This is a genomic window from Pseudomonas thivervalensis, assembly GCF_001269655.1.
Classification (GTDB): domain Bacteria; phylum Pseudomonadota; class Gammaproteobacteria; order Pseudomonadales; family Pseudomonadaceae; genus Aquipseudomonas; species Aquipseudomonas thivervalensis.
Genome location: NZ_LHVE01000008.1, coordinates 1 through 17935, shown reverse-complemented (window position 1 = coordinate 17935; position 17935 = coordinate 1). Strand labels below are relative to the sequence as shown.

At 58.9% G+C, this 17935-nt stretch carries 24 protein-coding genes; 6 read left to right on the top strand and 18 right to left on the bottom strand.

Going from position 1 to position 17935, the window contains the following annotated elements; genetic code table 11:
• Positions 1-20: 20 nt before the first annotated feature.
• The 5 genes from pheS to thrS all read right to left on the bottom strand — a co-directional run bounded on the left by pheS (position 21) and on the right by thrS (position 4262).
• The gene (gene pheS, locus AD659_RS11870; RefSeq protein WP_003203624.1) at positions 21-1037 is read right to left on the bottom strand and encodes a phenylalanine--tRNA ligase subunit alpha; all 1017 of its coding nucleotides are present in this window, start codon (positions 1035-1037) and stop codon (positions 21-23) included.
• Between the two features lie 109 nt (positions 1038-1146).
• Positions 1147-1503: a 50S ribosomal protein L20 gene (gene rplT, locus AD659_RS11865; protein ID WP_053121417.1), complete on the bottom strand. Its 357-nt coding sequence runs from the start codon at positions 1501-1503 to the stop codon at positions 1147-1149.
• Positions 1504-1533: 30 nt separating this feature from the next.
• Positions 1534-1728 carry a 50S ribosomal protein L35 gene (gene rpmI / locus AD659_RS11860; RefSeq protein ID WP_002553160.1) on the bottom strand — a complete coding sequence of 65 codons (195 nt, stop codon included), beginning with the start codon at positions 1726-1728 and terminating at the stop codon, positions 1534-1536.
• A gap of 60 nt (positions 1729-1788) precedes the next feature.
• Positions 1789-2340: a translation initiation factor IF-3 gene (gene infC, locus AD659_RS11855; RefSeq protein ID WP_169432615.1), complete on the bottom strand. Its 552-nt coding sequence runs from the start codon at positions 2338-2340 to the stop codon at positions 1789-1791.
• Complete coding sequence (gene thrS / locus AD659_RS11850; RefSeq protein ID WP_014337550.1) at positions 2340-4262, bottom strand: threonine--tRNA ligase; 1923 nt, start codon at positions 4260-4262, stop codon at positions 2340-2342. The genes infC and thrS overlap by 1 nt, the downstream gene beginning before the upstream one ends.
• 371 nt (positions 4263-4633) lie before the next feature.
• On the opposite strand from thrS, the gene AD659_RS11845 reads away from it, so the two are divergent.
• Both AD659_RS11845 and AD659_RS11840 read left to right on the top strand, forming a co-directional pair.
• A complete protein-coding gene (locus tag AD659_RS11845) occupies positions 4634-4936 on the top strand; it encodes a hypothetical protein (protein WP_053121415.1) in 303 nt (100 codons plus the stop codon).
• A gap of 289 nt (positions 4937-5225) precedes the next feature.
• Complete coding sequence (locus AD659_RS11840; RefSeq protein ID WP_003179963.1) at positions 5226-5438, top strand: cold-shock protein; 213 nt, start codon at positions 5226-5228, stop codon at positions 5436-5438.
• A gap of 66 nt (positions 5439-5504) precedes the next feature.
• Here AD659_RS11840 and AD659_RS11835 read toward each other — a convergent pair whose 3' ends face one another.
• Together AD659_RS11835 and AD659_RS11830 are read right to left on the bottom strand one after the other, a co-directional pair.
• Positions 5505-5819, bottom strand: coding sequence for an I78 family peptidase inhibitor (locus AD659_RS11835; RefSeq protein ID WP_053121413.1), 315 nt, complete (start codon positions 5817-5819; stop codon positions 5505-5507).
• A gap of 155 nt (positions 5820-5974) precedes the next feature.
• Positions 5975-6280 (bottom strand): hypothetical protein, encoded by a 306-nt coding sequence (locus AD659_RS11830; RefSeq protein ID WP_053121412.1) that lies wholly within the window; start codon positions 6278-6280, stop codon positions 5975-5977.
• Positions 6281-6409: 129 nt separating this feature from the next.
• Between AD659_RS11830 and AD659_RS11825 the strand changes: the two genes are divergently transcribed.
• A complete protein-coding gene (locus tag AD659_RS11825) occupies positions 6410-6607 on the top strand; it encodes a hypothetical protein (RefSeq protein ID WP_053121410.1) in 198 nt (65 codons plus the stop codon).
• 45 nt (positions 6608-6652) lie between these two features.
• Here AD659_RS11825 and AD659_RS11820 read toward each other — a convergent pair whose 3' ends face one another.
• From AD659_RS11820 to AD659_RS11790, 7 genes are read right to left on the bottom strand one after another with little or no spacing between them, the layout of a single operon-like run.
• A complete protein-coding gene (locus AD659_RS11820; protein WP_003203636.1) occupies positions 6653-7681 on the bottom strand; it encodes a nucleoside hydrolase in 1029 nt (342 codons plus the stop codon).
• Positions 7682-7711: 30 nt separating this feature from the next.
• A complete protein-coding gene (gene rbsD, locus AD659_RS11815; protein ID WP_053121408.1) occupies positions 7712-8116 on the bottom strand; it encodes a D-ribose pyranase in 405 nt (134 codons plus the stop codon).
• On the bottom strand, positions 8113-9027 hold the full coding sequence (gene rbsK, locus AD659_RS11810) for a ribokinase (protein ID WP_053121407.1): 915 nt from the start codon (positions 9025-9027) through the stop codon (positions 8113-8115). The genes rbsD and rbsK overlap by 4 nt, the downstream gene beginning before the upstream one ends.
• 23 nt (positions 9028-9050) lie before the next feature.
• Positions 9051-10070, bottom strand: a complete 1020-nt coding sequence (locus AD659_RS11805) for a LacI family DNA-binding transcriptional regulator (RefSeq protein ID WP_053121405.1) — start codon at positions 10068-10070, stop codon at positions 9051-9053.
• Between the two features lie 3 nt (positions 10071-10073).
• A complete protein-coding gene (locus tag AD659_RS11800) occupies positions 10074-11051 on the bottom strand; it encodes an ABC transporter permease (protein WP_053121403.1) in 978 nt (325 codons plus the stop codon).
• On the bottom strand, positions 11048-12601 hold the full coding sequence (locus AD659_RS11795; RefSeq protein WP_053121401.1) for a sugar ABC transporter ATP-binding protein: 1554 nt from the start codon (positions 12599-12601) through the stop codon (positions 11048-11050). The genes AD659_RS11800 and AD659_RS11795 overlap by 4 nt, the downstream gene beginning before the upstream one ends.
• Before the next feature lie 55 nt (positions 12602-12656).
• The gene (locus AD659_RS11790) at positions 12657-13616 is read right to left on the bottom strand and encodes a sugar ABC transporter substrate-binding protein (RefSeq protein WP_053121399.1); all 960 of its coding nucleotides are present in this window, start codon (positions 13614-13616) and stop codon (positions 12657-12659) included.
• Between the two features lie 246 nt (positions 13617-13862).
• On the opposite strand from AD659_RS11790, the gene AD659_RS11785 reads away from it, so the two are divergent.
• Positions 13863-14162, top strand: a complete 300-nt coding sequence (locus AD659_RS11785; protein ID WP_053121397.1) for a DUF1654 domain-containing protein — start codon at positions 13863-13865, stop codon at positions 14160-14162.
• A 5-nt stretch (positions 14163-14167) separates the two neighbouring features.
• Positions 14168-14857 carry an endonuclease gene (locus AD659_RS11780; protein ID WP_053121395.1) on the top strand — a complete coding sequence of 230 codons (690 nt, stop codon included), beginning with the start codon at positions 14168-14170 and terminating at the stop codon, positions 14855-14857.
• 90 nt (positions 14858-14947) lie between these two features.
• Here the strand turns inward: AD659_RS11780 and AD659_RS11775 are convergent, their stop codons facing one another.
• Positions 14948-15313: a sporulation protein gene (locus AD659_RS11775; RefSeq protein WP_053121394.1), complete on the bottom strand. Its 366-nt coding sequence runs from the start codon at positions 15311-15313 to the stop codon at positions 14948-14950.
• 247 nt (positions 15314-15560) lie between these two features.
• On the opposite strand from AD659_RS11775, the gene csrA reads away from it, so the two are divergent.
• Positions 15561-15755 (top strand): carbon storage regulator CsrA, encoded by a 195-nt coding sequence (gene csrA / locus AD659_RS11770; protein ID WP_003179932.1) that lies wholly within the window; start codon positions 15561-15563, stop codon positions 15753-15755.
• Positions 15756-15945: 190 nt separating this feature from the next.
• Here csrA and AD659_RS11765 read toward each other — a convergent pair whose 3' ends face one another.
• From AD659_RS11765 to AD659_RS30185, 3 genes are all read right to left on the bottom strand, one after another.
• Positions 15946-16401, bottom strand: a complete 456-nt coding sequence (locus AD659_RS11765; RefSeq protein WP_053121392.1) for a DUF2214 family protein — start codon at positions 16399-16401, stop codon at positions 15946-15948.
• Between the two features lie 314 nt (positions 16402-16715).
• A complete protein-coding gene (locus AD659_RS11760; RefSeq protein ID WP_231987738.1) occupies positions 16716-17522 on the bottom strand; it encodes an IS3 family transposase in 807 nt (268 codons plus the stop codon).
• 26 nt (positions 17523-17548) lie between these two features.
• The gene (locus AD659_RS30185) at positions 17549-17857 is read right to left on the bottom strand and encodes a transposase (RefSeq protein WP_231987638.1); all 309 of its coding nucleotides are present in this window, start codon (positions 17855-17857) and stop codon (positions 17549-17551) included.
• Between the last annotated feature and the right edge of the window lie 78 nt (positions 17858-17935).

The following is a 17935-nucleotide window of genomic DNA, read 5'->3' as shown; positions in this document are numbered from 1 at the left end:
GATTCGTTACGGGCTGCGACCTAGCGAAATTGCGCAAGGAATCGCAAGTCGTTGTCGAAGAACAGGCGCAAGTCATTCACACCGTAACGCAGCATGGCCAGGCGCTCGACGCCCATGCCGAAAGCAAAGCCCGAGAATTCTTCCGGATCGATCCCGGACATACGCAGCACGTTCGGGTGAACCATGCCGCAGCCCATGACTTCCAGCCAGCCAGTCTGTTTGCAGACGCGGCAGCCTTTACCGCTGCACATCACGCATTCCATGTCGACTTCCGCCGAGGGCTCGGTGAACGGGAAGTACGAAGGACGGAAACGCACGGCCAGCTCTTTTTCGAAGAACACCCGCAGGAATTCTTCGATCGTGCCTTTGAGGTCGGCGAAATTGATGTCGCGATCAACCAGCAGGCCTTCGACCTGGTGGAACATCGGCGAGTGGGTGATATCGGAGTCGCTGCGGTACACACGGCCTGGGCAGACGATGCGGATCGGCGGCTGCTGCGATTCCATGGTGCGGACCTGTACCGGCGAGGTATGGGTGCGCAACAGCATGTTCGCATTGAAATAGAAGGTGTCGTGCATCGACCGGGCCGGGTGATGGCCTGGGATGTTGAGCGCCTCGAAGTTGTGATAGTCGTCTTCGACCTCAGGGCCTTCGGCAATGCCGTAGCCGATGTGGGTGAAGAACTGCTCGATGCGTTCCAGGGTCCGGGTCACCGGGTGCAGGCCACCGGAAGTCTGGCCACGGCCAGGCAGCGTCACGTCGATGGACTCGGCGGCGAGCTTGGCAGCCAAGTCCGCCTCCTCGAACAACGCCTTGCGCGCATTGAGGACTTCTGTGACACGCTCCTTGGCGACGTTGATCAGCGCACCGACCTGCGGACGCTCTTCGGCTGGCAGGTTCCCCAGGGTCTTCATCACCTGAGTCAACTCGCCCTTCTTGCCAAGGTAGTGAACCCGGATTTGCTCCAGGGCATTGATATCTTCAGCGCTTTGCACAGCCTCTAGTGCTTGAGCGACCAGCGCGTCCAGGTTTTCCATGTACAGACTCCAGATACAAAATAGGGGAAGAGCTTTAAGGCTCTTCCCCTATTTATGACGTTTGACACCTGGGCCCACAGAGGTGGACCCTGGTGACTGCCGGGGGTACTTAAGCCAAGATGGCTTTAGCTTTCTCGACAATCGCAGCAAACGCCGCTTTTTCGTTCACTGCCAGATCAGCCAGAACCTTACGGTCGATCTCGATGGACGCTTTTTTCAGGCCAGCGATGAAACGGCTGTAGGACAGACCGTTAACACGAGCACCAGCATTGATACGAGCGATCCACAGAGCGCGGAACTGACGTTTTTTCTGACGACGGTCACGGTAGGCGTATTGGCCTGCCTTGATTACCGCTTGCTTGGCAACACGGAATACGCGGGAACGCGCGCCGTAGTAGCCTTTAGCAAGTTTCAGAATTTTTTTGTGACGCTTACGGGCAATGACGCCACGCTTTACACGAGCCATGAGTTACTTCCTCTATTCTTGATCCAAAAATTAACGAAGGCGCAGCATGCGCTCGACTTTTGCCACGTCAGACGGATGCAGCAAGCTGCTACCGCGCAGTTGACGCTTACGCTTGGTCGACATTTTGGTCAGGATGTGGCTCTTGAAAGCGTGCTTGTGCTTGATACCGTTAGCAGTTTTCAGAAACCGCTTAGCAGCACCACTTTTGGTCTTCATCTTTGGCATGTTCGGATACTCCGCATTCAGTTGATAAACATAATCGCAAGGCCTGCCGTGCCCTGTTGATTACTTCTTCTTTTTCGGGGCGATGACCATGATCAGCTGGCGTCCTTCCATCTTAGGATGCTGTTCGACCGAACCGTACTCGAGCAGGTCTTGTTCAACCCGCTTGAGGAGTTCCATCCCCAGCTCCTGGTGGGCCATCTCACGGCCGCGGAATCGCAAGGATACCTTGGCCCTGTCCCCGTCACTCAGGAAACGTACCAGGTTGCGCAGTTTTACCTGGTAATCCCCTTCCTCCGTCCCTGGACGAAACTTGATTTCTTTTACCTGAATCTGCTTCTGGTTTTTCTTCGCCGCGGCAATCTGCTTCTTCTTTTCGAAGATCGACTTGCCGTAGTCCATCACCCGGCAAACCGGTGGGACTGCGTCTGCGGAAATTTCCACCAGATCAAGCTTGGCTTCTTCAGCAATACGAAGCGCTTCATCAATCGAGACGATGCCAATCTGCTCGCCGTCAGCGCCAATTAACCGAACCTCGCGTGCCGAGATATTCTCGTTGATCGGGGCTTTCGGTGCAGCTCGTTTATCTTGTCTCATTTCACGCTTAATAATAATTACTCCAAATCTGGGCGACCACGCCGGGAAACCGCTTGCGCGAGGAACTCAGCGAATTCGGCGACGGGCATCGAGCCCAGGTCAGCACCTTCACGAGTACGCACAGCGACAGTCTGCATCTCGACCTCCCGATCTCCAATAACCAAGAGAAAGGGAACCTTGAGCAAAGTATGCTCGCGGATTTTAAAGCCGATCTTTTCATTTCTCAAGTCGGACTTGGCACGAAATCCGCTTTGATTGAGAGTTTTTTCGACTTCGGCGGCAAAATCTGCCTGTTTATCAGTGATATTCATGATCACTGCCTGGGTCGGCGCCAGCCACGCAGGGAACGCGCCCTCGTAGTGCTCGATCAGAATCCCGACGAAACGCTCGAACGAACCGAGGATCGCGCGGTGAAGCATGACCGGGTGCTTGCGACTGTTGTCTTCGGACACATATTCAGCGCCCAGACGGATCGGCAGGTTGAAATCGAGCTGCAAGGTACCACACTGCCACACGCGACCGAGGCAATCTTTCAGCGAGAATTCGATCTTCGGACCGTAGAAGGCCCCCTCGCCCGGCTGCAGGTCGTACGCAAGGCCCGCGCTATCAAGGGCGGCGGCCAAGGCCGCTTCGGCGCGATCCCACAGCTCATCGGAACCGACGCGTTTTTCCGGACGAGTGGACAGCTTCATCTCGACTTCGGTAAAGCCGAAGTCCCGGTAGACGTCCATGGTCAGCTTGATGAAGGCGGCTGATTCGGCCTGCATCTGCTCTTCGGTGCAGAAGATGTGCGCATCGTCCTGGGTAAACGCACGCACGCGCATGATGCCGTGCAGCGCACCCGACGGCTCGTTGCGGTGGCAGGCACCGAACTCGGCCAGACGCATCGGCAGCTCGCGGTAGCTCTTCAAGCCCTGGTTGAACACCTGCACGTGGCAAGGGCAGTTCATCGGCTTGATGGCGTAATCGCGGTTTTCCGACTGGGTGGTGAACATGTTGTCGGCGTAGTTGGCCCAGTGCCCGGATTTCTCCCACAGGCTGCGGTCGACCACTTGCGGCGTCTTGATCTCCAGATAGCCGTTTTCACGCTGGACCTGGCGCATGTACTGCTCGAGCACCTGGTACAGGGTCCAGCCGTTCGGGTGCCAGAACACCATGCCCGGGGACTCTTCCTGGGTATGGAACAGGCCCAGGCGCTTGCCGATCTTGCGGTGATCGCGCTTCTCGGCTTCTTCGATGCGCTGGATGTAGGCCGCCAATTGCTTCTTGTCGGCCCAGGCAGTGCCATAGACGCGCTGCAACTGCTCGTTCTTCGCATCGCCACGCCAGTAGGCGCCGGACAGCTTGGTCAGCTTGAAGGACTTCAGGAAACGCGTGTTCGGCACGTGTGGGCCGCGGCACATGTCGACGTATTCTTCGTGGTAGTACAGGCCCATGGCCTGCTCGTCCGGCATGTCTTCCACCAGACGCAGCTTGTAGTCCTCGCCACGGGCCTTGAAGACTTCGATGACTTCGGCGCGCGGGGTGACTTTCTTGATGACGTCGTAATCTTTCTCGATCAGCTGCTGCATGCGCTGTTCGATGGCGGCCATGTCGTCCGGCGTGAAAGGACGCTCGAAGGCGATGTCGTAATAGAAGCCTTCGTCGATGACCGGCCCGATGACCATCTTCGCGCTCGGGTACAGCTGCTTGACCGCATGGCCAACCAAGTGCGCACAGGAGTGGCGAATGATCTCCAGCCCCTCTTCATCCTTGGGCGTGATGATTTGCAGCGTGGCGTCGCTGTCGATGACATCACTGGCGTCGACCAGTTTGCCGTTGACCTTGCCGGCCAGGGTGGCCTTGGCCAGGCCCGCGCCGATGGATGCGGCGACCTCGGCTACGGAGACCGGGTGATCGAACGAACGTTGACTGCCGTCGGGAAGAGTAATAGTTGGCATGGCGCCTCCTCTCCTAGTGGTGACCCCTACCAAAGGTCACGTGGGTTGGGATGAGCCAGTACAAGATCCAGTCCAGGCCATTCAATGACGAACGCCTGCCTTACAGCGGCAGGAGCCTTGCGGCCAACCGGGAAAACCGAACCAGAGTGACTGGGATTCAAATCAGGGTTATTCGGGTTCTTTGCCACCGGGACGAATGATCGTCCGCAGCCTGGAAATAGCCGAGCCCGGCATGCTAGCACAGATGAACGGTCATCGCCGCGCGGGAATTGAAGCAGGCGTAAATCCAGGGTTTTTATGCCAGAGTGCTGAACTGAAGCGAGCGCAACGCCTCAGATAACAAGACATCGACCCGAAAGGAGCATCTTCGCATGCGTCTGAATACATTGTTCGCAGTAGTCGCCCCCCTCGCCCTGCTGCTTCCACTGACCGCCCATGCCGACTGGCCCAAGGGCGAGCGCGAAAAATACATGGCCCAATGCACGGAGGCGGCAACACCCCAAATCGGCGCGGCGGCGGCCAAGTCCCATTGCGCCTGTGGCGCCGATGCGATCAAGTCCTACCCAGCCTCGGACATCCAGGCCTTGATGGACAACAAGGCCACCCCGGAACTGCAGCAAAAAGCGCTGGGCCAGATTGCAAAATGCAAGGCCGATAACAAGGCGAAAAAGTAAGAAAACAAGCTTCCTGCACAGGCCCGGCAGGGTCGAAAAACCCTGATTTCAGGCTTTTTCGAACGATTTATTCAGGTTTTACAGCTTTTTTTATCGTCTTTACTTTCGGCTGAAAGCCTTTAAAACCGGGCCTTTCAGCGGATAAAGGGGATAAAGCAAACACGACTGATTGGCAAACAGCGCCTGCGGGGGGCTCCCAAATCGAACATTTCGACTATGATACCCGGGTGTGCCCAGTTGGCCTGAGCAGCACAGTACACTGAAAATATATGTTTCTTGGAGATACACCATGTCTAATCGCCAAACCGGCACCGTTAAATGGTTCAACGATGAAAAAGGCTTCGGCTTCATCACTCCTCAAGGTGGCGGTGACGACCTGTTCGTACACTTCAAAGCTATCGAAAGCGACGGTTTCAAAAGCCTGAAAGAAGGCCAGACCGTTTCCTTCGTGGCTGAGAAAGGCCAAAAGGGTATGCAAGCTGCACAGGTTCGCCCAGAGTAATTTCTCGGCGCACTAAAAAAACCCCGTCCATGTGACGGGGTTTTTTATGGGCGATTGAAACCTCGATCAGCCGCAGTTCACCCGGTTGACCACCAGGTCGGCATCGGTATTGAGATTCAGGCGGTCGGAGCGGTACTCAAGCGTCACCATGTCGTTGGGCTTGAGGATCCGGGCATTCTGCGCGCCAGCACGCGTACGGGCCTGCTCCAGCAACTGTGGCGAGGCCTTCTTTCCAATGGCGAACTCGGCGGCCTTTGCTTCGCAGCGGCTGTGACCGGTCTCGGCCGTCACAGGTTCAGGGGTCGATTCAGAGGTGCTGCTGCAACCGCTCAAGAACATGGCGGCCAGCAAAGTACTCAATGACGCGAGCTTCCAAGGCATGAAGCCTCCTTTTTTCGATGAATAAACAGAGAGCGTGCGACAACCCAAACGACGCTTGGTTTCAACACCGCAGCCCTCAGGCTGGGGAAAGCTGGCAGTTTGCCTGAGCCCGCTCCCCTGTTCAGACCTGAATCGTGACTGGATATGAACGCAGCTCAGTAAACGTCGATGTAATCGAAGGGTGGATTGGGCCAGTTGTCCTTCAGTGCATTGTAGATCTGCATGACCCAGACCTCATCGCTGGCAGCGACCCGGCCAACGTATCCCGAGCCCTTTGCCCACGTCTCGAGCCGAAACTGCAAGCCGTCGATATCCGTGCCGCCGACCACCCCCGAGGACAAATAAGCGATACCGCCCTTGGTCACGCGCAGTTGCGTATGCTCGTCGTCACTGGCCGACGCCAGCAACTGACGAACCGCCTCGACGGTCAGGCCACCAGGAGCGCTCAAATCGATCTGCACGGCGGTGCTCCCTCAAAAAATAAAAAAACAAGTTTCGCACAGCCCTCCCCCAATGCCTAAGTCGCAGTGCCAAATCCCGGGCAAAAATGTTTAACTCAGCCTACAGACCTCCAACTCGCGAGCCCGACCATGAGCACCTTCAGCATCGAAGCCACCATCAATGCCAAATGGTCGGAGGGCCACAGCTCCTATAGCCCGGGCAGCGCGGAGGAACTGGCACTCATCTGTATAGATTTGTTGGTGAAGGAGTTGGGGACGGAGGTCGCCCGCGATTTCATCCAGCAGGCCTTCGAACGCTACCCGAGCATCGTCGACGCCGTGGATTGACGCGCATGCCCGCAGGTCCAGCCTGCGGGCGCGGAGCCAGGCAGATTACTTCAGGCGCGCCAGGCGCTCGGTCAGCAGATCGAAGAAGCCCTGGGCATCGCCATTCTCCACCCAGAACGCGTTCTTCGGCGCTTTCAGGCCGTCGTACCAGTCGACAATGGTCTGCCCGAATGTTGGCCCCTCGCGGCTGTCCACGACGACATTGACCGAACGGCCGGTGAACAATTGCGGCTTGAGCAGGTAGGCAATCACGGTCGCGTCATGCACCGGCCCGCCCGTCATGCCGTAGTGCTCCATGTCGCCCTTGACGTATTCGTTGAGGATATCGCCCACCAGCTTGCTGGCGTTGTTGTTCAGCGCCGCGATCTGCTTCAGGCGCGCTTCGCTGGTGAGGATCTTGTGGGTCACGTCCAATGGCAGGTAGGTCAGCTTCACGCCGCTCTTGGCCACCACCTCGGCCGCCTGCGGGTCGGCGAACAGATTGAACTCGGCCACCGGCGTGATATTGCCGCCGTTGAAGTGCGCGCCGCCCATGATCACCACTTCCTTGATGCCCTGGACGATGTCGGGCTCCTGGACCAACGCCAGCGCCAGGTTGGTCTGTGGACCCAGCATGGCAATGGTGATGCTGTGGGGCTTGGCTGCCTTCAGTGTGTCGATCAGGTAGTTGACGGCATTACCCTCGGCCAGGCCCTTCTTCGGCTCGTGCACAGTGACACCCGACAGGCCTTCCTTGCCATGGATGTTTTCTGCGTAGATGGGCGTGCGCATCAACGGTTTCGGCGCACCGGCGTAGACCGGCACGTCTTCGCGCCCCGCCCATTCACGGGCCAGACGAGCGTTGCGCGAGGTCTTGTCCAGGCGCACATTGCCGGCGACGGTGGTCAGCGCACGGATATGCAGCTCCTCGGGCGACGCCAAGGCAAACAATAGCGCCACCACGTCGTCAGCGCCTGGATCGGTGTCGATGATCAGGTCGATCTTTTCCGCCGCCTGGGCGCTCGTTGCGGTGATCAGTGACAAAAGCAGCAGACTCCGGATCAGTTGATGCATTTTCTGAGCATAGCGGTGCATGGCGCACTCCTTGTGCAGGGTTGAACAGGGTTAGAACGTCACTCCAGCCACCAGGACGATATTGCAGTATGGCGAGCACTCGCCTGTGCGAATGATCGCTCGCGCCTGTCGGCTGACAACCTTGAATTGTTCATGACTGACCAGCGCCCGCTCGCCCAGCGCACCCTCGGCATTCAGCGTCTCCAAGGTCGTCAGGGCCGATGGTTGCTTGTCGAGGATTTCCTCGGCCAGGACATGGCTTTCCACCTGCATTTCGCTGAGCACCACCTTCAAGGTGCTGATGAAATCCGGAATGCCATGGGTCAGGGCCAGGTCGATCAATTCGACCTGGGGCGGCACGGGCAGGCCGGCATCGCCGATGACCACCTTGTCGCCATGGCCGAGGGAAGCGATCAGCCGGGACAGTGCCACATTCAACAACGGCGTCTTTTTCATGATTTGAAAGCCTGTACTTCGAGCAGGGTGGGGATTGAAGGTTGCGCGCCGGACCGGGTGACCGACAGCGCGGCGGCGACCTGACCGAAACGAATCGCGTCGACCTCGCTCTTGCCGCTGGCCAGGGCTGCCGCGAAGCCGCCGACAAAGGTGTCTCCGGCGGCCGTGGTGTCCACAGCCTTGACCCGCGGGGCCGGGAAATGTTCGAAGCTGGCACCGTTGGCGAACATCAACCCTTGGGCTCCCAGGGTCACGATCACCTTACCGGCACCGGCGGCGATCAGATGCGCTGCAGCGGCTTCGGCGGTTTCCAAGGAGTCCACCGCCAGCCCGCTAAGCACCGCGGCTTCGCTTTCATTGGGAATCAGGTAATCGACACAGGCATACCAGTCGGCCGGCAACGCATGGGAAGCCGGCGCCGGGTTGAGGATGACGATCTTGCCCAACTCACGCCCGCGCTTGAGGGCATGGCCGACGGTGGCGTCCGGCACTTCGAGCTGGCAGATGATGACATCGGCGCTTTGCAGCACTGCATCGACACTGTCCAAGACCTCGGCGGTCAGTGCTCCGTTGGCGCCAGCGACGATAACGATTGCATTCTGGCTGTTGTCATCGACGACAATCAGCGCCACGCCACTGGAATCCTCCACCACGCGGACCGCCTGGCAGTCGATGCCCTCGACCAGCAGCGCGCCGCGCAATTGCTCGCCATAGGCATCGTTGCCCACGCAACCGACCATCGACACCTGCGCCCCCAGGCGCGCGGCGGCGACCGCCTGGTTGGCACCCTTGCCGCCCGGGATGGTGGCGAACGATTTGCCGATCAGCGTTTCACCGCCACGGGGCAAGCGCGGCGCCCGAGTCACCAGGTCCATGTTCAGGCTGCCTATTACCACTACTTTTGCTGGCATACATCACTACTCATCAATTCGGTTCAGCGGTATTGAGCGAATGCACCGGACAGCGGCGCAGTCGACTCTCGCAGGACAATACTCGGCGTCACGATCCGCTGGTCGGTGGCGAGGCTCGGCGTCGCGATCCGCCGCAGCAGCACTTCGGCCGCCATCTCGCCGAGTTGCAGGATCGACTGCCCTACGGTGGTCAACGCCGGGTAGACATAGCGGCTCATCTGGATGTCGTCGAAACCGATGACCGACAGTTCGCTGGGCACACGCACGTTGCGTTCTGCCGCGGCGCGCAGCACGCCAATGCCAATCATGTCGTTGGCCGCAAAAATCGCACTGGGCCGCAGCTGTTCAAGCAGTTGCGCAGCGGCGCGGTAACCACCGGTACTGGTGAAATCGCTCTCGAGCATGCGCTCGACGGGCAGCTCGATGCCCGCCTCTTTCAACGCACGGCAGTAACCGGCCAGGCGCATCTGCGCCACGCTGGTATTGGCCGGGCCGCCGATAAAAGCGATATCGTGGTGACCCAACTCCAACAGGTGCCGGGTCGCCAGGTAGGCACCGTATTCATGATCGATGCGCACCAGGTCCGCATCGACACCATCGAGCCCGCGGTCAACGATCACCATGGGTGTACGCACGTTGGCCAGCCCCTCGGCCAGGCCAACGTCACCGCCGGCGGACGCGAAGATCAAGCCATCGATGCGCTTTTCCAGCAGCACCCGCAGGTAGCTGCGTTGCTTGTCCGGGTTGTCGTCGGAGTTGCACAGGATCACGCAATAGCCGTTGCGTTCGCAGTAATCCTCAATGCCCCGGGCCAACTCGGCAAAGTATGGGTTGAGGCTGTTGGGCACCAGCAGGCCGATGGTCGCCGTGGTCTTGGCCTTGAGCGACCGGGCCACGGCGCTGGGCACGTAGTCCAGGCGCTCGATGGCCGCCTCGACCTTGAGCCGCACCTCCTCGCTGACCGGCCGCGTCTTGTTCACCACGTGAGACACGGTGGTGTAGGAAATCCCCGCGAGCGCCGCTACATCCTTGATCGTCGCCATGGCTCAGGCCCGCCGACTGGCGCGCTGGCTGCGATAGGTGTCGAGCACGACCGCCACCACGATCACCGCGCCGGTAATGATGCGCTTGGTCGGCTCAGTGGCGCCGATCTGCGCCAGGCCCGCCGCCAGCACGGAGATGATCAGCACGCCAAAGAAGGTGCTGATGACCGAGCCGCGCCCACCCATCAGGCTGGTGCCGCCGATGACCACTGCCGCGATCACTTGCAGTTCGAGCCCTGAGCCGGCGTTCGGGTCCGCGGCCTCCAGGCGGGAAATCTGGAACAGCGCCGCCACGCCGGCCAGCAGGCCCATCAGGCTGAACACCAGGATCTTGTAGGGCTTTGGGTTGATACCGGCCAGGCGCACGGCCTCTTCATTGGTGCCGATCCCGATCAGGTAGCGACCGAACACCGTGCGGGTCAGCACCGCCTGGGCAATGAAAATCACCAGCAAGGCGATGATGAACGAAGGCGAGATGCCAAAGGCGATGGGGTTGGACAGCCAGGCGAACGAGTCGCCGATGTAGGCGGTCCGCGAACCGGTCATCTGGTACGCCAGGCCCCGGGCCATTTCCAGCACGCCGAGGGAGACGATGAACGATGGAATCCGCCATGCCACGGTGATCGAACCAGTGACCGTACCCGCCAGCGCCGCCACGGCCATGCCGAGCAAGGCCGATGGCCAGACGCTCCAACCCCAGCCGAGCACGGCTACGCTGACCGTCGAGGCCGCAAGCGCCAGCACCGACCCTACCGACAGGTCGATACCGCCGATGATCAGGATGAACGTCATGCCAACCGCCAGCACCATGAGGTCGGGAATCTGGTTGGCCAAGGTGCTGAACGTGTCATAGGACAGGAAATGGCTGCTCAGGGTCGAGAACAGCGCGACCATGGCCAGCAGTGCGCCGGCCAGGCCGAGGTAGGTCCCGAGGCCATAGAAGTTGCCACTCGATTTGCCGACGGCAGATACGGTTTTCATGAAAGATCCCTAGGCGCTGCTTCGTTGAGCAACGCATCACGTTTCTGGTAGCCGGCGAATGCGGCGGCAAGCAAGTCATCCTGGGTCCAACTGTCGCGCTCGAAGGTGTCGATCAGGCGCCCGGCGGATAGCACGCCGATCCGGTCACAGATCAACATCAGTTCCCGCAGGTCACTGGAGACGACGACCAGCGCCTTGCCCTGGCGCGTCAACTCGCCGAGCAGCGCGTAAATATCGAATTTGGCGCCGACGTCGATGCCACGGGTCGGCTCGTCGAACAGCATGACCGCGCAATCGCGTTCGAGCCAACGACCGATCACGACTTTCTGCTGGTTGCCGCCCGACAGTTCGGACACCAATTGGGTCGGGCTGGAACTGCGGATGCGCATGGCATCGACCTGCCGCTGCGCCAAGGCCAGCTCGGCGCTGCCATTGACCAGGCCGGCGCTGGAAATCTCCGGCATGTTGCCCAGGGCAATGTTGGCGGCAATGGATTGTGTCAGCAGCAGGCCTTCACCCTTGCGGTCTTCGGTGATCAGCGCGATGCCATGGGCCACCGCATCGGACGGGGAGCGAATGCTCACGACCTGAGCCGGCGAACCCAGCGCCACCGTGCCACTGTCCGCCGGGTCGGCACCGAAGATCAGCCGCAACAACTCGGTGCGCCCCGCCCCGATCAGGCCGGAAATGCCGAAGATCTCGCCGCTGCGCACTTCAAAGGACACGTCGCGGACCTTGTCGGAACGGGTCAGGCCTTTGACGGTCAATGCCGGCGCGCCGATCTGGCGTGGGCCAAGGTCGATATGCTCGCCCAGCTCCCGACCGACCATCAGCGTCACCAATTGCTCGCTGTCGTAGTTGGCCATCGGCTCGACGCAGACCAGGTTGCCATCGCGCAGTACCGCAATGCGCTGGGCGACCCGCGCCAGTTCTTCGAGGCGATGGGAAATGTAGATGATCGACACGCCTCGCGACTGCAAGCGGGTGATCTGTTCAAAGAGCATCTCGACTTCGCGGGCCGTCAGCATGGCGGTCGGCTCGTCAAGAATCAGCACATGGCAATCGCCAATCAGGTTGCGGGCGATCTCGACCATTTGCTGGTGACCGATCCCCAGCTCGCCGACCAGCGTGTCGGGATCGATGGCATCGAGCCCCACCTGGGCCATGGCCTCGATGGCCGCCTTGCGCAATTGCTTGCGGCTGATCCAGCCGCCATGGCTGGGCAGGTTATCGAGAAACAGGTTTTCAGCCACGGACAAGGTCGGCAGCAGGTTGAGCTCCTGCATCACCATGCGCACGCCCAGCTCTTCAGCCTGGGTCCGACTGCCAGGGCGGTAATCCTGCCCCTGAAATTGCATCTGCCCGGTCGTCGGCGTCACCAGCCCGCCGATGATCTTGGACAAGGTGCTTTTGCCGGCACCATTTTCACCGGTCAGCGCCAGCACTTCACCGCGCATCAACGTCAGGGTGATATCGGTCAGTACCGGCTGGGCATAGGTCTTGCCTATACCGCTGACGCACAGGACAGCGTTCGGGTCGCGAACGGACATAACAAACTCTCCAATGCGCTCGCCCGGATGGGCGAGCACCGTTGTGTCGCCAGGATTACGGCTTGGTCACCAGCTCGACCGGAGTTTCGATAACGCCGTTGGTGCCGCTGTCGACTTTTTCACCCTTGAGGATCTTCAGCGCTGTTTCGATGCCGAACACCGCCTGCTTGGCGGCGAACTGGTCGGCAGTCGCCAGGACACGACCGTCCTTGAGCATCGGCTTGATGGCATTGATGTTGTCGTAGCCGACCACCTGCACCTTGCCGGCCTTGCCCGCCGCGCGCACGGCCGATACGGCACCGACCGCCATGCTGTCGTTACCGGCCAGCAGGGCCTTGATGTCCGGATATTCGCTGAGCATCGACGCGGCAACCTGGTTGCCCTTGTTGATTTCCCAGTCGCCGGATTGCAGGGACACGACCTTGATCTGCGCCGCCTCCATCGCATCCTTGAAGCCCGCGGTGCGCGCCTGGGCGTTGGTGGTAGTGGACACGCCTTCAATGATGCCGACTTCATCACCGGCCTTGAGCTCCTTGGCCAGGTACTCACCCACCAGCCGCGCGCCCTTGCGGTTGTCAGGGCCTACGAATGGAACGTTGATGTTCTTGCTCTTGACCACGGCCGGATCGAGCTGGTTATCGATGTTGATGACCGTGATGCCGGCATCCACGGCTTTCTTGATCACCGGCACCATGGCCTTGGAATCCGCGGGCGCGATGATCAGGGCATCGACCTTGGACACGATCATCTGCTCGACGATGCGGATCTGGTTGGCGGTGTCGGTTTCATCCTTGATCCCGTTGGAGATCAGGTCGAAATCGGCGGAATGTTCCTTCTGATAAGCCTTGGCGCCGTCTTCCATGGTCAGGAAGAATTCGTTGGCCAGGGATTTCATGACCAGGGCGACCTTGGGCTTTTCTGCGGTCTGGGCGAGTGCCGAGGAAATAGGCAGCGCAGCGGAGGCGGCCGCGAGCATGGCAACAGCGAGAAGGCGTCCAGCGAATGGCAACTTCATGGGTTCACTCCGATCTTATGATTATTGTGGGCAAATCAATGCACGGAATGCCGCGCAAACGTTTGCGTGAAGCGAACTATGGTAAGGCTTCCTGAATTTGTCAATGTTGCAGCTCCATCTTCGATAGTGTCGCGCCCCAGAGCGGCGAGACCTGTTTACGCCAGCCGATAAAAAATTCCTTTCTCCTACATCAAAACGAAAAAAGTGCTGTCAGACGATCTTCTTGAATTTTAAGTAGTTGCGTAAATGCCTACGGTTAAATACTGTATGCCCGTACAGCTTAATAAGGATAATCCTGTGGCCACTCCCTCCGCTGCAACTACTCCCTTAGATTCCTATACACGACTTGGCCTTCGGGTCTCGAAAATCATCAACGCCCCCACCGCGCAAAAAGCCAAGGCCGCGCTGATCTTCCGCCTTCCCGACGAGCCGGTGGATGAGTGGGAACGCCTCCTGGAAGAAATCGACGAGAACGACAACGTGACCCTCGCCTATCGCGACGACGGTGGCGTGCAGGTTTTCTGGGTAGTGCCGAAGGAAGATTGAGCCTGATGAGTGTTCGCTGTTTAGCTTTATTGCTTGTGCTTATCGCCACAGGCGCACAGGCCGGTGCCCCGCGCACCTTCAACGAAGCCAAGAAAATCGCCTGGAAACTCTACGCCCCACAATCCACCGAGTTCTATTGCGGCTGCAAATACACCGGTAATCGCGTGAACCTGGCCGCCTGCGGTTATGTACCGCGCAAGAATGCCAGCCGTGCCGCCCGCATCGAGTGGGAGCATATCGTCCCGGCGTGGCAGATCGGCCACCAGCGTCAATGCTGGCAAGAAGGCGGTCGCAAGAACTGCACCCGCTATGACCCGGTCTATCAACGGGCCGAGGCCGACCTGCACAACCTGGTGCCGAGCATCGGGGAAGTGAATGGCGACCGCAGCAATTTCAGTTTCGGTTGGTTGCCGGAGCAGAAGGGCCAATACGGTTCATGCCTGACCCAGGTGGATTTCAAGGCCAAGAAGGTCATGCCCCGCCCCTCCATTCGAGGGATGATCGCCCGGACCTATTTCTACATGAGCAAACAATACGGCCTGCGCCTGTCGAAACAGGACCGGCGCCTGTATGAAGCCTGGGACAAGACCTACCCGGTCGAAAGCTGGGAGCGTCAGCGCAACCAGAGCGTGGCGTGTGTCATGGGACGTGGGAATGAGTTCGTGGGGCCGGTGGACATGAAGGCCTGTGGCTGACCTCGCCTTTGCTAACACAGTCAATCAACTGTGGGAGCGAGCTTGCTCCCACAGGTTTTGTGGTCTAACTGACTTTTTTGTTCTGCCTGATTATTGAGCCGGCGGGTAATCCACCACCGACGCCTCGATGTTGCGTTTCTTCGCCCGGACCAACGCGGCCGTAACCTGTTCCTGCTTGGCTTTGGCTTCAGCCTCGGAGTTCAAAGGACCGACCAGGACGCGTTCCTTGCCGTTTTCCCGTACCACGGTTGACATGAAGCTGTGCTCGATGAGCCAACCGGTCAGGTCGCTGACAGCTTGCGGCGTCTGGCCGCGAACCTCGACGGCCCATTGCGGCGCGGCAGCGACGGCCGGTGCGGAGGTCGTGACGGGTTTCGGCTTCGGCGCTTCGACGTCACGCCCTTCACCACATCCTGCCAGCACCAATACCGCGATAACCCAAGCCAATTTGCGCACAACGTTTCCCCTGGAAGACATGAGGCATGGATTTTAGCACCCGTGCCCGTCAAGATCGCCGCAAACAATGCTCAAAACACGAGAATCCTGCCCGGCGTCTCTGTATAGTCGCACCCTGGGAATTAATGCTGCATCTGCACGTCAGAAAGAGGCACCCACATTGTGATACTTAGCACTAATCTATAAGCAGTACCGACATCTGCACTGTCTGAATCAGGTGCCCTATAAAGCAATCAAGGAGAACACCATGCTGATACTCACCCGCAAAGTCGGTGAAAGCATAAACATTGGTGACGACATCACGATCACCATTCTGGGCGTTAGCGGCCAACAAGTACGGATCGGCATCAACGCCCCGAAAAACGTTGCGGTGCATCGTGAAGAGATCTATCAGCGTATTCAGGCCGGCCTCACCGCCCCCGACAAGCCGCAAACTCCCTGAACATTGCCGCAGTCCGCAGCCAGCCCGTTTGCATCGTCGCAATGGCTGGCTAAAGATTCTGGTCGACCGCGCCATACCCTGCCTCACCCCGCCTTCTTTTCCACCCGTGAACCGATACTAATGGCATGTCGCTGAGCATGGCTGTCAGACGTTTCGTTTTAATGATGACGAAGCGGGCGTTCGCGGTCGGTCAGCCCAGGCCCACGCCGCGTGCCATGCCAGTGGCGGCGACGACCATCAAGATCAGCAACAGGGCTTCGATGTGGCTGATCCGCGCAAGTCGGCCAGCTTTCGAAGGATCGATCACTGCCCCTTTGCCCAGCGCCATCCGCCATTTGATCAGGGCGATCATTGGCACGATTTCAAGCAGCAGGATCAGCAGGAGCAAGGTCATCTTCAGGTGGAACAGCGGTTGATGCAGGTAATAGTCCGTGCCTTTTTCGAACCCGCCAAACGCCCGCATCCCACCGGTCACCAACAACACCAGCGCCGACAGGCCCCACACGTTGTCAGCGACCAAGACACCCCGAACCGCGTCCACACCGCCCGCCAGGCGTCGTAGCGCCGTCCCGCGCGTCAGCACTGCCCAGAACCCGAGGGCAAATGCCAGCAGGTGAATAGCCGCAAGCGACCAATGAGCCAACATGGAAGACTCCTGACAGAGGGAACGTCGAATCGACCTGACAGTACTAGCTCATAAAGAAATGATTGCCAGGGTTGGCATCTAAAAAAAAGTGGGGTATCAGTCGACAAAAATGCTGCCTGACACACCGCTATCGCGAGCAAGCTCGCTCCCACAGGGGATTTTTGGTGGATGAGATGCCCGTGAACCCTGCAAAAAACTGTGGGAGCGAGCTTGCTCGCGATGGCGGTGTATCAGCCGACAAACATGTTGTCTGACACTCCGCTATCGCGAGCAGGCTGAACTGGTCCAGTAATTTTGGACATTTTTTTCGGTTCTCACGCAGCCAGCTTTTCCGCTGCTACAGGTGAGTGGTAACCGTTGTAACTGTGGCGCCTGACATTGTTGTAGCGCGTCACATAGCGGTTTATATCAACTCGGGCTTCGTGTTCCGAGTTGTATCCCTCTTCAGGCACCCACTCGGACTTCAAACTGCCAAAAAAACGCTCCATCGGGGCGTTATCCCAGCATTGGCCTTTTCGACTCATGCTCTGCTTAAGCTCGTGCGCCACCAGTTCGTCCCGGAATTTATGGCTGGTGTACTGACATCCCTGGTCAGAATGGAACAGTACGCCTTTAGGTCGCCCTCTCAATTCGACGGCCATTCGCAGTGATTCGCGCGCCAGTGTCGCGTCGGCGACCAGTGAAAACGACCAGCCCACTACTCGTCGCGCAAATAGATCCAGAACGACTGAGAAGTAGAGCCAGCGCTTGCCCAGCTGGATATAGGTGATATCTGCGCACCAAACCTTATTGATATCAGCTACGTAAAACTCACGGTCCAGCTCATTCTCAGCCACCAGCGACTCAACGCCCGATGACTTGTACTTGTGAGGTCTGCGCTGACGGCTAGCGATCCCAGCTTCCTTCATCAACCCGCGGGCCATATAGCGGCCCACCTGATGGCCGTCGCCCCGCAGGTCTTCGGAGAGGGTTCGTGCACCTGCCGAGCCTTTTGATGCCTTGTGGTATTTAATTAGAACAACCTTGAGCGCTTCGCGCTCCGGGTTGGTTTTACCTTGGCGCTGACGCCAGGCGTAATAGCTGCTGCGGTTGACTTCAAACACGCGGCAGCAGTCTGTAATGCCGTACTGCTCGCCTAGCTCACTGATCAGAGGGAATGATCTTTGGAGTCTAAAAGCAGGAGAGCACTGGCCTTTTTTAGGATTTCGATATCCCGGTCTTTCTGCCTGAGCAGGGCTTTAAGTTCCTGGATTTGCTTCTGATCGGCGGTGATTGCCTTGGTACCGACAAGCGTCGATCCGGCGCGCTCTTTTCGCACCTGCTCGACCCAGCGGCGCAGGGCTGTTGGGCCGATATCCAAGCTGGCACAGATCTCGGGAATCGGCTGATCCTCATCGAGCACCATGCTTGCAGCTTTGAGTTTGAACTCACTGGAATAGGATTTTCGCATCATCATGCACACCTCAGATTTGGGCGCCATCATAGCGCCCTATTGATGTGTCCAAATTCATTAGGCCAGATCAAGCTCGCTCCC